Source organism: Pseudomonas sp. ZL2, assembly GCF_054788455.1.
In genome coordinates, this window is sequence record NZ_JBGOGX010000010.1 from 42,817 (window position 1) to 56,341 (window position 13,525).

Annotated in this window: 18 protein-coding genes and 1 pseudogene; 16 read left to right on the top strand and 3 right to left on the bottom strand. The window is 60.6% G+C overall.

Annotated features, from left to right (window positions below; all coding sequences use genetic code 11):
• Positions 1-171: 171 nt before the first annotated feature.
• Complete coding sequence (locus ABM562_RS10635; protein ID WP_460421904.1) at positions 172-342, bottom strand: hypothetical protein; 171 nt, start codon at positions 340-342, stop codon at positions 172-174.
• A gap of 541 nt (positions 343-883) precedes the next feature.
• Here ABM562_RS10635 and ABM562_RS10640 point away from each other — a divergent pair.
• The 12 genes from ABM562_RS10640 to ABM562_RS10695 all read left to right on the top strand — a co-directional run bounded on the left by ABM562_RS10640 (position 884) and on the right by ABM562_RS10695 (position 7,129).
• Entirely contained in the window at positions 884-1,105 is a 222-nt protein-coding gene (locus ABM562_RS10640) for a hypothetical protein (protein ID WP_460421906.1), read from the top strand.
• A gap of 106 nt (positions 1,106-1,211) precedes the next feature.
• The gene (locus ABM562_RS10645; protein WP_460421908.1) at positions 1,212-1,463 is read left to right on the top strand and encodes a hypothetical protein; all 252 of its coding nucleotides are present in this window, start codon (positions 1,212-1,214) and stop codon (positions 1,461-1,463) included.
• 68 nt (positions 1,464-1,531) lie between these two features.
• Entirely contained in the window at positions 1,532-1,831 is a 300-nt protein-coding gene (locus ABM562_RS10650; RefSeq protein WP_460421910.1) for a hypothetical protein, read from the top strand.
• Positions 1,832-2,195: 364 nt separating this feature from the next.
• Positions 2,196-2,474, top strand: a complete 279-nt coding sequence (locus tag ABM562_RS10655) for a hypothetical protein (RefSeq protein ID WP_460421912.1) — start codon at positions 2,196-2,198, stop codon at positions 2,472-2,474.
• Positions 2,471-2,710 carry a DUF551 domain-containing protein gene (locus tag ABM562_RS10660; RefSeq protein WP_460421914.1) on the top strand — a complete coding sequence of 80 codons (240 nt, stop codon included), beginning with the start codon at positions 2,471-2,473 and terminating at the stop codon, positions 2,708-2,710. Before ABM562_RS10655 ends, ABM562_RS10660 begins: the two co-directional genes overlap by 4 nt.
• Positions 2,711-2,730: 20 nt before the next feature.
• The gene (locus tag ABM562_RS10665) at positions 2,731-2,985 is read left to right on the top strand and encodes a hypothetical protein (RefSeq protein WP_338794041.1); all 255 of its coding nucleotides are present in this window, start codon (positions 2,731-2,733) and stop codon (positions 2,983-2,985) included.
• Entirely contained in the window at positions 2,982-3,428 is a 447-nt protein-coding gene (locus tag ABM562_RS10670) for a hypothetical protein (protein ID WP_460421916.1), read from the top strand. The genes ABM562_RS10665 and ABM562_RS10670 overlap by 4 nt, the downstream gene beginning before the upstream one ends.
• 145 nt (positions 3,429-3,573) lie before the next feature.
• A complete protein-coding gene (locus tag ABM562_RS10675; protein ID WP_460421918.1) occupies positions 3,574-4,683 on the top strand; it encodes a hypothetical protein in 1,110 nt (369 codons plus the stop codon).
• Between the two features lie 9 nt (positions 4,684-4,692).
• A complete protein-coding gene (locus tag ABM562_RS10680) occupies positions 4,693-5,454 on the top strand; it encodes an ERF family protein (RefSeq protein WP_254284342.1) in 762 nt (253 codons plus the stop codon).
• Positions 5,438-6,055 (top strand): lambda exonuclease family protein, encoded by a 618-nt coding sequence (locus ABM562_RS10685; RefSeq protein ID WP_460421920.1) that lies wholly within the window; start codon positions 5,438-5,440, stop codon positions 6,053-6,055. The genes ABM562_RS10680 and ABM562_RS10685 overlap by 17 nt, the downstream gene beginning before the upstream one ends.
• A gap of 13 nt (positions 6,056-6,068) precedes the next feature.
• A complete protein-coding gene (gene ssb / locus ABM562_RS10690) occupies positions 6,069-6,560 on the top strand; it encodes a single-stranded DNA-binding protein (protein WP_460421922.1) in 492 nt (163 codons plus the stop codon).
• 248 nt (positions 6,561-6,808) lie between these two features.
• On the top strand, positions 6,809-7,129 hold the full coding sequence (locus ABM562_RS10695; protein WP_460421924.1) for a hypothetical protein: 321 nt from the start codon (positions 6,809-6,811) through the stop codon (positions 7,127-7,129).
• Here ABM562_RS10695 and ABM562_RS10700 read toward each other — a convergent pair.
• Complete coding sequence (locus tag ABM562_RS10700; RefSeq protein ID WP_460421926.1) at positions 7,110-7,547, bottom strand: hypothetical protein; 438 nt, start codon at positions 7,545-7,547, stop codon at positions 7,110-7,112. The genes ABM562_RS10695 and ABM562_RS10700 overlap by 20 nt on opposite strands.
• Positions 7,548-7,667: 120 nt before the next feature.
• On the opposite strand from ABM562_RS10700, the gene ABM562_RS10705 reads away from it, so the two are divergent.
• From ABM562_RS10705 to ABM562_RS10720, 4 genes and pseudogenes are all read left to right on the top strand, one after another.
• Positions 7,668-8,777: a hypothetical protein gene (locus ABM562_RS10705; protein ID WP_460421928.1), complete on the top strand. Its 1,110-nt coding sequence runs from the start codon at positions 7,668-7,670 to the stop codon at positions 8,775-8,777.
• Between the two features lie 738 nt (positions 8,778-9,515).
• Positions 9,516-11,573, top strand: coding sequence for a DNA cytosine methyltransferase (locus tag ABM562_RS10710; protein WP_460421930.1), 2,058 nt, complete (start codon positions 9,516-9,518; stop codon positions 11,571-11,573).
• A 249-nt stretch (positions 11,574-11,822) separates the two neighbouring features.
• Positions 11,823-12,419, top strand: a complete 597-nt coding sequence (locus ABM562_RS10715) for a hypothetical protein (RefSeq protein WP_460421932.1) — start codon at positions 11,823-11,825, stop codon at positions 12,417-12,419.
• Between the two features lie 84 nt (positions 12,420-12,503).
• A pseudogene (locus ABM562_RS10720) lies at positions 12,504-13,082 on the top strand (hypothetical protein); the annotation flags it as partial.
• Positions 13,083-13,246: 164 nt separating this feature from the next.
• On the opposite strand, the gene ABM562_RS10725 reads toward ABM562_RS10720, so the two are convergent.
• Complete coding sequence (locus ABM562_RS10725) at positions 13,247-13,522, bottom strand: hypothetical protein (RefSeq protein ID WP_460421934.1); 276 nt, start codon at positions 13,520-13,522, stop codon at positions 13,247-13,249.
• Between the last annotated feature and the right edge of the window lie 3 nt (positions 13,523-13,525).

Sequence of the window (13,525 nt, forward strand, 5' to 3'; positions counted from 1 at the left end):
TTTTCTCGATAGAAAACACTAATACTGAAGTCTTATTGTAAGAATAAGTTTCCCTTACAAAAAAGCGACATAAACTTATACAAACAACCTTCGCGGGCTTCTTTTTTGCCTGAGCAAAACCTATGTGCCCTGCCCCAAGCCCTCTACTGCACTGGCAAAACGTTCAGTTGCTTACAGGATCAGCGCATTCTTCTCCTCGGCATCGATGAGGCCTTGATGCTGGATCTTGTCCGCCAGGCTCACCAGCTCATCGTACTGCTCAGCTGCATCCATCCGAATCTCTCGTGAAGTGAATAGCTCACGCCAGGCCGCAAGCGCTTTATCCCTCTCATCCCAGTTCATGACCGTCTCCGGTAGCTGTTTCTCGGTAGAAGTAGCGATCACATAGGTGGTTCAGCCGAATTGAGCGTGCCCGCCATTGAGCGGGTTATTTTGTGGGCGCAAGAAAAATATGACCGGAGGTATTGACCACCAAACAATACCGCCGGTATTGTATGTTCATCGCAGCGACTCATCCAGTCCTGCAAAGGGCCTGAAGCGGCCCGCCGCTCTTTAACAACCAGCGCCATGCCCGACTACCCGGCCCAGCCGGTTAGGTCACTCCCGGCTCCATCGGTGGGAGGTCAGTAAACCGATGAACAAAACCGCACTTGCCTCTACCGGCGACCGGCGATCCGACAGGCCCGAAAGCCTGCCCACGCGCAGACCACTGCGACGGCGGACGAGGTGTTGACCGAACTGAGTGAATGACCTGGTAAGCGGGCGCGGAGAAACACAGAACGATTCACTGATGCCGCTTCTATGAGGCGGCATTGGGAATCCGGCGTGCGATACTGCTCACATCGAAATCAAATTGGAGGTCAAAGTGGAAGCATGCGAATTCATGGAGCGCCTGATCGCCAAGGCGGGCGAGTTTGGCCAGTGGAGCATCCAGAGGATTGTCGAAGAGCATCGAGGCATTGAGGTTGTCCCGGGATTCTGCTGGAACGAGGCCCGTGCTTCCGATGAGGATCCAGACCTGAAAGCCGGTTGGCTTTACTTCGCAATGGGTCGCGGGAAGTACCTGTTCGTCAGTTATATGGACCTCCCCAGCAGCAGGCGTTAAAGCTCAGCAGAAAAAACACAGCCCGATCAACTCGGGCTTTTTTGTGCCTGCAATTCACTGAAGCGCCTGGGCGACCGGGCGCTTTGGGAATCCACTGGGGAGAACCATGGTTACGAGAACAGTCACCATCAAACCTGACACTCCGGAGCTGGCGGCGCTGTGCGATGCCATTCGTAGAGCTGAAGGCAGCTCAATTCTGGAGTCGGCTCTTAGTCAGTATGTGAGCCGGATGATCGTTTCGACCTTGGCGGACAAGAGATTCCTCACAAGCCTTCGAGAAAGTTCTGGAGAGGCCGAGGCGAAGCAAGAGCGCATCAGGAAGCTCCGTGAAGAGCTCGCGAAGCTGGAAGCCGAGTAAGTGTCGATACGATTTCACTGGCTGGCCTTGGCGACAGGGCCAGACGGGAAATCAACCGGAGAGCCACCATGGAAATCGTTTTCCTTACTGAAAGCCTAACGATCGACTCCTGGGACAAGGGGCAGGTCAGAGTCGTCGTGGATATTGACCCGCAGAAGCTGATGGAAGATCTCGACGTCGAAGAACGCGTGAAAGGACTGGACGAGCACGAAGTCATCACGGCCATGGGCATCAACAAGACGCTCAACCTATTGAGCGAGGAAGAGCTAACTGACTGGATCAAAAGCAGCGACTGCGACCCTATCGATCTGCTGAATGCCATCGGCGAAGAGTCGATTTTCGAGTGGGTTAACTCGCAAGCAGAATAAACAACCAGCGCCACGTCAGCCTGACGTTAACTGCCCGATGCCCTGCTCCCCATCGCAGGCTGTATCGGAGTGTGATCTGAATCCTGCCGCCAAGCAGCACAGCTTCTATCCAGCGAGATCGGGAGGAACGAACACCGGTCGATGCAGAGATTGGCTCCTGCCAGCTCACACCCCGATGCAGATCGCATCACCGCAGGCGAATCCGGGGCCTTCCCGGCCAGACCAGATGCTTCCCGGGCAGCGCCGGGCGCCTGCATCCCCTTCCCTTCATATCGACCGCATTGGCAGGTGCCAGGCTGGCTTTTCACGCCCAGCTTGGTCACTGCGCCTGGCATCTGGCCAATGCGGTCCAGAGGATCAGCACATGCATGACTGCACCGATACCCAGGCCGTGTGCCGGGGCTGCGGCCTCAAGTTGCGCGGGTCGCCTTCTTGGAAGGGCGGCCTGGCCTACCACCCTGACCCAGACGGCGAAGTGCACCGCTGCCACTACGGCGGCTGGGTCTGCTCCCGGAGCTGCGACATCAAGGCCTGCGTTGAGCTGGAGGGGACCATGCCCGGATGCGGCACGGTGAACAGCTTCCAGCGACTTTCCCCTTACGCGAAAGAGAGCATCAATCGCCATTGGCCGGAGGCAGCATGAGCGGCTGGATCAAGTGCAGCGACAGGCTGCCTGAATTGGATCAGCCCGTTTTTCTGTGGGCGGGTGAGGCTTCTGGGATTGGCTGCCGCGCAGACATTCACGACGGCAATTGGGGCTGGGCCTGGGCGTTGAACCCGCCAATTCACGATGAGGTCGGCTGGTTCGTCGACGGCTACGAGCTGGATGATTTCGAACCGACCCACTGGCAGCCCCTTCCTTCTCCACCCACTGCGTAACCCACCACCTGGAGGCGACCATGCACCCAAGCATTCAAACCCGGCGCGACATTCTGTCCGTGCTCAAGGAGCGCTCTGTGATTGCCACTGCCGAGTTCTACGAGAAGGTTGGCCGGGTAATGCCGGTGATCCTGTTCCGGCTCCAGGTAAAGCCAGCGGGCCGGGACTTCTTCCATGTGGTGGACAGTGCCAGCGGCAAGGTTGTTGGCTTCCGCCGCGATCACAATGAGGCCTGTGCACTGGCGCGCCGGCTGGAGACGGAGACAAGGTCATGAGCAACTTTCTCGAAACGCCGGAAGGCCCGAACTGGCTGCACGACTCGATCAACAAGCTGATCTGCGGCGAGAACGTCACGGCGCCGCGCCCGTTTGGCAAAGAGGTCTCGCTGGTAACCCCCCAGTCGCTGTACGAGGCCCTCGCGGAGCACTTGGGCGCACAGGAGCACATCGCGCCGCTGCTCACCGACAACCGCGAGTACCCGATCGAGCGGATGATCTGCGAGGTTATCGCCGACGGGCGTGGCATCCACCGCAAGGTGCACGACCTTGCCTGCGAGGCGGTCGGCCCATCCAAAGCGGGACACCCTACTGCCCTGCATGACGTGGCCGAGGCCCTGATTCGGCCGTGGGCCAATGAGTATGGTCGGGCCCGAGCCGAAGAGATCGCTGCTGACCTGGCTATCGATCGGTACGAGCAGGCCAAGGCTGACGCAGCATGACAAGCCTGCAGTACGCCCGCCGCCTCGCCATCTGGCGATCCTCCTTTCTGGTCCTGACCGCCTGCGCAGCAGTAATGCTGGCGGTCCCGCTCACCCAATAATCTTTTTATCAGCGCCCACCGCAGGGATGGCGCGGGAGATTCGTATGTCCGCAGAAAAAGAACTGATCGTTGCCCCGCCTCAGGAAACAGCATTGGCGGTGTACAGCGCTGAAAAGGGCCTTGAGCCATGGCTGAACCAGATTCGCGTGAAGATCGACGAGTTCTTGGCAGTGGTCCCCGACCTGAAAACCGTCAAAGGCCGCAAGGAAATCGCTTCCATGGCCTATGAGGTTGCGCGCACCAAAACGGCAATCGAAAACAAGGGCAAGGAACTTTCGGCAGAGCAGAAGAAGGTTCCGGCTCGCATCGACGCTGAGCGCAAGCGTGTTTGGGACATCCTTGAAGCCTGGCAGAAGGAAGTGCGCAAACCTCTGGATGACTGGCAGGCGGCAGAGGATGCGCGGATTGATCGACACAACACCGCTATTGCCCACATCAAGCTCAATGCTGAGGCGCTGGATGGCATCACTGCCGAAGACCTGGCTGATCGCATCGCCAAGGTTGAGGTCGTCGCCCTGGGCGAACAGTGGGAAGAGTTCGAAGCCGAAACTGCCCGGGCCAAGGACGATTCGCTGAAGGTACTGCGCACTGCTCTGGCCGCCCGCCAGCAGTACGAGGCCGAACAGGCCGAGCTGGCCCGCCTGCGCGCCGAGGCTGAAGCACGCGAACAGAAAGAGCGTGAAGAGCGCATCGCCCGGGAAGCCTCCGAGCGCGCCCGGGTGGAAGCCGAGCAGAAGGCCCAGGCCGAGCGCGAAGCCACCCAGCGCCGCGAACTTGAAGCCAAGGCCGCCGCCGACCGCCGCGAGCTGGAGCTGAAGCTGCAGGCCGAACAAGCCGAGCGCGCCAGGGCCCAGGCCGAAGCTGATCGGCTCGCGGTTGAGCAGCGCGCCGAGCAAGAACGCCAGGCCGCAGCCCGCCGCGCCGAAGAGGCTGCCGAGCAAGCCCGCCTGGACGAGCGCCGCCGCGCCGATGCAGCCGCCGCCGAGATCCTCCGTCAGCAGCAGGCCCGGGAAGCCGACAAGGCCCACAAATCCAAGGTCATGGGCGCCGCGAAAGAGGCATTGATGTCGATGAACATCACCGAGGAACTGGCCAAGGCCATTGTGCTCAAGATCGCCCGCGGCGAAGTCCCGAACATCACCATCAACTTCTGAGGCCCCACTATGACCAGTCCAATCATCGTGCCGGAGCAGCGCCGCCAGGTTGCCGCTGCAGCACCTGCAGACAGCAGCATCCTGGCTGTCATCAGCCGCGTAGCCTCCGACCCGTCCTGCGATATGGACAAGTTTGAGCGCCTGATGGTGATGCATGAACGCATGCAGGCCCGGGACGCCGAAACGCAGTTCAACGCGGCCATGGCCGCAATGCAAAGCGACATCCCCAGCATTGCGGAGCGCGGCGCCATCGTTGTGAACGGGCAGAAGCGCAGCGACTACGCCACCTTCGAAGACATCAACGACGTGATCAAGCCGATCATGCAAACCCACGGCTTCGCCATCACCTTCAAAGTCGAGAACACGCCGGGCGGCATGAGCGTCACCGGGATTCTGATGCATCGGGCCGGGCATCGCGAGAGCACCTCCATGCTGCTACCCCTCGACACCAGTGGCAGCAAGAACGCAGTCCAGGCGGTCGGTTCGTCGGTCAGCTACGGCAAACGCTATGTCATGAGCGCTCTACTCAACCTCACCACTCGCGGTGAGGACGATGACGGCCATGCGGCCGTGCCAACGGCCAATGTGACCACCATCCAGGCGGCAGGAATCAATGCGCTGCTGGAGCGCTGCACGGAAAAAACTCGCGACTGGTTCATCGGCGAATACGGCTCGGCCGAGGTTGTGCCGAAGGGGGCACATGATCGCCTGGTAGCTCAGTTGAACAAGGCCATCAAGGCCTCGGAGGCTGCAAATGCGGATAGTCACTGACATCGAGCAAGGCACGCCGGAGTGGCTGGCCCTGCGCCTGGGCATCATCACCTGCTCGGAGCTGGATTGCCTGCTGGTAAGCGGTAAGGGCGAAGCAGGCTTCGGCGTGGCCGCCTTCACCTACATGGACCAGCTGATCGGCGAGCGCATCACTGGAGAGGCCGCCGAGATTCCTTTCCAGACCAAAGCAACGATACGTGGCCATGAGCTTGAGGGTGTAGCACGCGGGCTCTACGAGGACCGCGAAGGCATCAAGACTCGTTCAGTCGGGATCATCCTGAACCACGGCATCGGCTACTCGCCTGACGCCCTGGTCGGCGACGACGGCCTCACCGAGATCAAGACCAAGCTGCCCAAGTTTCAGGTGGGCGTGATCTTGGCCGGCGATGTTCCAAAAGAGCACGTAGCCCAGTGCCAGGGCGGCCTATGGGTGTCGGAGCGCGAGTGGATCGACTTCATCAGCTACTGGCCCGGCATGCCGCTCTTCGTCAAGCGCGTGTACCGCGACGAAGCCATGATCCGCAAGCTCACCGAACGGGTGAAGACCTTCTACGAAATCCTCGACGAGCGCATGAACAAGGTGCTCGGCCTGGCCGCATAACCAAGGAATCACGATGCCTACTCTTACCGATATCGGCCGCCTGGGCCGCGACGCTGAACTGCGCTACACGCCTGAAGGGAATGCCGTCTGCAACCTGGCCCTGGCCTGCGAATATGGCCGCAAAGGCCAAGGTGGCAATCGCCCTACTCAGTGGGTCGACGCCACGCTCTGGGGCAAGCAGGCCGAAGCCATGGCGCCCTACCTGCTCAAGGGCCAGCAACTGCACTTCACCATCGACGACGCCCACGTAGAGACCTACACAAAGGCCGACCATTCCCAGGGCGTGAAGCTCACCGGCCGCGTGATCATCATCAAGTTTGCCGGCAGCCCACCGCAACAGGCGCAGCAGGGACCCCAGCAGCAACAGTCCCGGCCTCAACAGCAGCGCCAGCAGAGCCGACCGCAGGCGCAGCAGCAGAACCAGCAAGGCGCCCCGGGCCCGGACTACGACAGCTTCGACGACGATATCCCCTTCGCCCCGCTGCATCACCTGGCTGGGGCGTAGCCATGATCGCCACAATCGCCCAGCCCATCCCCGCCGTGAAGTACGCCGCGGCCATGGCCACTTCCACTGGTCAGCCCTGGGGCGTGTATCGGGGAAACAAGCGTCTACTAGTGGTCATGCCCTCTGGCTCTACGAACAAGAAGCCAATCGAGGTGTGCCACCCATGAGACGCATCCAGAAGATCACGCAGCAGCGCCGCCGGCAGCTGCATGTTCACTTGCCGCCCAGCGGATTAAAGGAGGCGTCTTATGGCGATGGACCAGGCCGAGCGCGACCGGCGCAGGCGCGAGAAGTCCGCGAAGGTGCAGGAAGAAGACCTGCGCTTGAAGGTTCGACCAGGGACTAAACAGGCCCTGCTGGATCTGATGGAGTGGGCCGGGATCGAGGAACAGGGCGAGGCGATGACGCTGATGATTCATCACCTACATGGGCTGGGCCCGGGCGGCGCATTGCCGCTACTTGAACCTCCGCGCCACGAAATCACGGTGTCACCGTCTGTGGTGCGGAAGCTTGAGAATTTCCGGACGCGCGAGGCGCTGCGAATCGGACCTAGTTGCCAGATGGAATAGGCTGCTCCAGCACTTTTTTCAGGATGCCCATGAATATTTTAACGCTCATGAGGCTGTCGAAATCGCCACCTTCAATTTCGTAGTTGTCAGCCAGGTCACCATTACGATCAACATTGAAACGAGAAATTTCAGTTTCTTTTCCAGACAGATCGGGGGTGGTAACCACGACCTCCACTCGACCGCGACCGCCCACAACCAGTGGACCGATAAGCAACGAGAAAGGCTTGCCTACTACCGTTCCTTTGAAGCCTCGCTGCTCAGGAAGATGCTCGATGGTAACTAGCTGGCCGTACTTACGATCTGCGAGAGACTTCCAATGATCCAAACGATCGAGGAAGTTGGTTCGAGCATGAGTGCTATCGCGGGCAGCCTGGCCAAGGTAACTACCAAAACTGTCAGGGTCTTGCTGGAAATCCATTCGTCATCTCCCATTCAACTGAAGTGCTCGGCTGAGCAATAAGTTAATACCCCATCCACCTACAAATTGCCACCATGCCGCCACCAGCACGGAGGGCGGCGCATGCATGGAGAAAGACCAATGCCGCAGATCGACCGCAGCGCCAGCATCATCTTCGGTGACGCCGACATCGTCATACGCGAGCCGCACCCAGGCCGCCAGCCGTGGGACCAAGAGAAGGCCTGGGAGCGCGAGTATCGCAACCAGGTGCTGAAGCGCATCGTGCAAACGCTCAATCGCCTGGGCTGGACGTGCGCAATGCCAGAACTGCGTGAGCGCGACAAGCGCGACCAGTACGGCATCGCGGAAAACTCCCGGCGCAACAAGCGCGTGTGCAGCAAAGGCGATCTGAAAGCCGACTTGGAGCTGTCCGGCGCAACGATCACCTTCCAGATGTTCCAGAACGTGAACGCGCCTGATCGCCCTGACCATGATGGCCGTTACCAGAGTGACAAGGAAAAGCACATGCCGTACCTCATCCGCCTGGAGATGGAGCGCACCCGCCGGCGGATCCGCACCTACCTCTGCAACGTGTTCAGCGGGTACTACTTCGATGAAGAGTGGATGCGCAAGCATGAGCGCAAGGTCGGACCAGGCCACCTCACTGCCCTGGAGCGCATTCAGCTCCACTACGAGAGCAGCTCGCACTTCAAGGGTGTGGACTGGGACAAGCGCAAGGCCGAATCGTGGATGAGCGGCAACCTGAAGTCGGCGGACTGCCAGATGCTTGAGCATGGCCAGGCCGTCTGGTTCACCGACTACGAGGGTCGCTGGCAGCGCGGCACGGCGCTCTACAACATCAACAACATGTGGTGGGTGGTTACCGGGCCATTCAGCTACACGAATAAGTGCTGCCGCGAGCTTCACACGGCCTCGCCCGAGCACCCCAAAGTCAAGGCCAATCAGGCTCGGCGCCGCAGCAGACTGGAATCCCTGATGTCTCAGGCTGCAGCGAAGTTGGACTTCAAGCGCGCCGAGGCGCTGAAGAACATCCTGTTCCCGCCTCAGGAATCGCTTTACATGATCTGGACAGATCGGCACGGCGGCGCCTACTTCGGGCCCGGCTACAGCGGTTACACCAACGACACGAACCAGGCCGGCAAGTACACCCGTGCCGAGCTCAAGCCCTACCTGGGCGATGCCAACGAGAAGGAACACCTTCGAGCCGTACCGGTTCGCAAAGCCGCCTGACCCTCCCGCGCTGCCCGCCAGCGACTCAGCCGTTGCCGTGATCGTTGCCGCCTCCGCCGCCGATCAATTGAACCTCGAACTGTGCTCCAGGGATTAGTGGCGATGAAGCCACCCAGCGAATTACATGCCGGGCGGCGCATTTCGGACAAATCACTTCGATCTGATCCTTCGTGTCGTCCATATCGAACTGAAGCTCTGCATCACACCTTTTGCATCTGGCCATCTGAGAGCCCTCACGCAGGTATCCACTCAGCATAGCGCCTCCCCATTTCTACGAATCACGCCACCGAGGCCGGCCAGGCCATGGAGGATTCCCCTTGCAAGCAGTTATCTACGCCGGCCTTCGCAACGGCGCCCGCGACCAGGCCATCCACGACGCACTGATCTACAAGCACGTCGCCGAAGTAGCCAGCGAATTCAAGCTATCCCCTAACACCGTCAGGGCGGCTGCGAAAAGAATCGCCAGCGTCAGTGCTTACGACCTGGTGCTGCTGGGGGGGGTAGCCCTCTTCGCATTGGCCAGGTCGTCGCCGACTCATTCCGCAAGGCTGCGCTCGGCGCATACCGAAACTACCGGGGAACCTTCCAGAATCTTGAGCTGCCCTGCTGGGTGATCACCGACGGCACTCAGAAAATCGAGGTGACCGAGCTTCGCAGCATCGATACCGGCGAGGCCCAGCTGTAACCCCCTTCCCCTAAATCTCCAATCGACTCACGCCACCCCGGCGAGGAACGCCTATGTCTGCATTTCAGAAAAAGCCCGCCTTCGACTTCAAAACCCAGTACGGCCTGGGCCTCGATCCGCAAGATGACGAGATCGTGGTCGACTTCTTCTGCGGTGGTGGCGGCGCCGGTACCGGCCTGGAGATGGGCCTGGGCCGGCCGGTGACGGTTGCCAAGAACCACAACCCGGCGGCGATCAGCATGCACACCGCCAATCACCCGCACGCCAAGCACTTCACCACCGACGTGTTCGAGGGTGACCCTGACGAAGAATGCGGCGGGCGCCCGGTGGGCTGGTTCCACATGAGCCCGGACTGCACGCACCACAGCCAGGCCGCCGGCGGCCAGCCGCGCAAGCGCGAGATCCGCAACTTGTCCTGGATCGGCCTGAAGTGGGCCGGGAAGAAGCGCCCTCGGGTGATCAGCCTGGAGAACGTGAAGCAGATTCTGCAGTGGGGTCGCCTGATCGCGAAGCGCGACAAGGTCACCGGTCGCGTCGTCAAGCTCGACGGTACAGTGGCGGCTCCCGGTGAGCGCGTGCCAGTTCAGCAGCAGTTCCTGGTGCCTGATCCGAAGCGTCGTGGCTCGACCTGGCGCCGGTTCGTGGCACTACTGGAAGGCATGGGCTACGTCGTCGAGTGGCGCGTGATCAAGGCCTGTGACTTCGGGGCACCGACCAGCCGCGAGCGCCTGTTCATGATCGCCCGGTGCGATGGCCAGCCCATCGTGTGGCCTGAGCCGACTCACGCGAAGAAGCCTGCCAAGGGCCAGCAGAAGTGGCGCACCGCCGCTGAGTGCATCGACTGGACCATCCCGAGCCAAAGCATTTTTGGCCGCAAGAAGGACCTGGCACCGGCTACGCTGCGGCGGATCGCCAAGGGCATGAAGAAGTTCGTTATCGATGCCGCCGACCCGTTCATCGTGCCGATCGCGAACTGGTCGGGAGAAAGCGTGCAGTCGGCGCAGGAGCCACTGCGCACCGTCACTTCCTGGCCCCGCGGCGGGTCATTCGCCATGGCTAGCCCGATCATTGCGCCAGCCACGCACCAGGGCAGCGACCGGGTCAACGATCCGCACTCGCCGCTCCCCACCATAACCTGCGCCAATCGCGGCGAGCTGACGCTTATCAGCCCTACCCTGATCCAGTCGGGCTATGGCGAGCGAGCCGGCCAACAGCCGCGCGTGCCGGGCCTCGATCAACCGGTCGGTACAGTTGTCGCTGATGGGGTCAAGCATGCATTGGCGTCAGCACACTTGGTGAAGTTACGCTTCGACGACGCGGGCAAGCCTCTGGACGAACCGTTACCAACCATCACCAGCGGCGGCAACTACCAGCGGCCGGCCGGGGCCGCCCACGCCATGGGTGTCTCGACGGTGTTCATGGCCCAGATGAACGGGGGCTTCAACACCACCGACGCCAAGAGCATTGAAGACCCGATGACGACGGTGACCAACACCGGCAGCCAGCAGCAGCTGGTGACGGCGAGCCTCCTGCACCTGCGCGGGAACTGCGATGCGCGCGAGGTAAGCGATCCCCTGCACACCATCAGCGCCGGCGGCCAGCACCACGGCCTGGTCACGGCATTCATGGAGCGCCAGTTCGGCGGCAGCGTTGGCCAGGCCATCGACGAGCCCGCGCCAACCGTCACCGCTGGCGGTAGCGGCAAGAGCTCGCTGGTTGAGCTGCAGCTGTCGCCAGAGGTTGAGGCAGGCGCGCTGCGGGTCGCGGCATTCCTGATCAGCTACTACGGCACTGAGAACGTGAGTGGCGCCAGCGATCCATCGCCGACCATCACCACAAAAGATCGCCTGGCCCTGGTCACCGTGACCATCAAAGGCACCCCGTACGTGATCGTCGATATCTGCCTCCGGATGCTGCAGCCCCCCGAGCTGTACCGGGCCCAGGGCTTCCCCGCGGACTACCGAATTGACGAGGGCGCCGACGGTAAGAAGTTCACCAAGACCGAACAGGTGCACATGTGCGGGAACAGCGTCAGCCCGCCGCCGATGGCTGCCCTGGCCAGGGCGAATGATCCATGGGGAATGGCAGAACGGAAATCGATAGCCGCTTAAGACTCATCAGCGAGCCGGCAGCGGAACTGCGCGGGACTTCGCGGAGCTTTGAAATAGAACTCCTCAACATGCAAGGCACCACAAAGTTGGCAGTTGAAAACTTGCCAATCGGTTTTGCTGTCGTGACGTAACTGAACTTTGGTTTTCTTACCGCACTTTTTACACGTCAGTTTTTGATTCATCGCATCGCTCCAAATCACCATCCCTCAACTATAGCTGCGTCTTTCTCAAGCGCAGATAGGTATCCCTATGCCCACAGAAAACCGATCCAGCAACACCGAACAGATGGTCAGCGTGCCGCGTGATGAAGTTGAGCGCCTGGTGAAGCTGCTGCAGTACCAAGCCCATCCCTACCCCTCGCCTCATGCTGAGTTCTGGCAGGGCCTGCTTGATGCGCCAGCCGCCCAGCACCAGGGCGAGCCGGTGGGCTGGACCTACGAAGATGGGAAGGAATACACCGCCTGCCCAGATCACGCGCATGACCTCAGGGCGGAAGGCATCGAGCTGACTCCCGTCTACCGCCACCCGCCAACCTCCGACGGCTTCAGCGCCGGTGACATGGCCGACCAGGGTGCCAAGGCGTTCGCTGCGCGTGATCCGGAAGTTGAGGAGTTGCGCGCCCAGTTGGCCGAAGCTCAGGAGGTTCTGCGAGATTGCATTGAAGTCGGCGAGCTTGATGCAGAAACACAATGGAAGGCCGAGCGGGTATCGAAGGGACGTCGCCTGTACGTGGATGATCGAGCCCTGGCATCCATCGTAGAGCCGAGCGAGCCGGTTGAGAGCGACCAGGGAATCCCAGGCACCTCCTTCCAGCGCCTGAACATGCTCGCTAATCAGGGCGAATGACCAAGGAGTACATTTGTACTCCACCCCGCTTTAACCCCTCTCCCCTCTATTGAACAGCCGCGATATGGCGGCCAAGGCGAAGCTATGTCTCAAGTAAAGGAACGCCCGATCTTATTCAACGGGCCGATGGTCCGTGCTGTACTGGATGGCCGGAAGACGGTTACCCGGCGAGCACTCAGCGCTCGGTCGCTGAAGGAAATTGGCTACGGCGTTCAACTGGGCGAATGCCACGAGCTGCCAGCCGATGGCCAGGTACACCCGAACAGCGCCAGCTATTACACCGAACTTTGCCCTTTTGGCCTGCCCGGTGATCGTCTGTGGGTGCGCGAGACCTTCGCACTACTCGGCAACGAGGATGGCGTCTGTATTGACTGGAATGACCAGGTGCAGAAAGGCGACGAGCGCCAGGCCGCACGAATCTACAGAGCAGCTGCAGTGTCGGGGATTATGGTCTGTGGCAGATTCCTGATCAGGCCGACTGGAAGCCGGAGACCAAAAGCCTGCAGTACGAGGGCGCGTGGCGTCCGAGCATTCACATGCCCCGCTGGGCCAGCCGCATTCTGCTGGAGATCACCGAGGTTCGAATCGAACCGCTGCAGCACATCACCATCGGCCAGATCTGCAAAGAGGGCCTTGCCCGCTCGATGTATGAATTCATCCCGGTGACCACGGCTTTCGATGCCTTCGCCGAGCTGTGGAACTCTACCGGCGGCGACTGGGATGCCAACCCCTGGGTCTGGGTCGTCGAGTTCAAGAGGATCGAGCCATGACCCGTCTGGCCCTATGCCTCCTGCTGCTGGGCGCCGGCGCCAGTGCAATCGAGTGAATCACACGTTTGAATCAGGAGTTTCTTCGCCTTTGAAACCCCAGCCCTCTTTCTTTGCTGTTTCCACCAACTCAGTAATCAACTCCATGTTGGGCAAACGTGCTTGACCGCGTGCAGCCTGAAGAGAGCCGTCCGGACGTTTCCAAATGAATCGGTAGCCACGCTGCTGCGAGCCATCACTGTAATTGTAGTGACACCACTGGAAACAGAGAGTCCAGCCACTATCAAATTTCTTTTCTACTTTTTCGATAACCGTAACGCGTGCCTGGACGGCCATGAA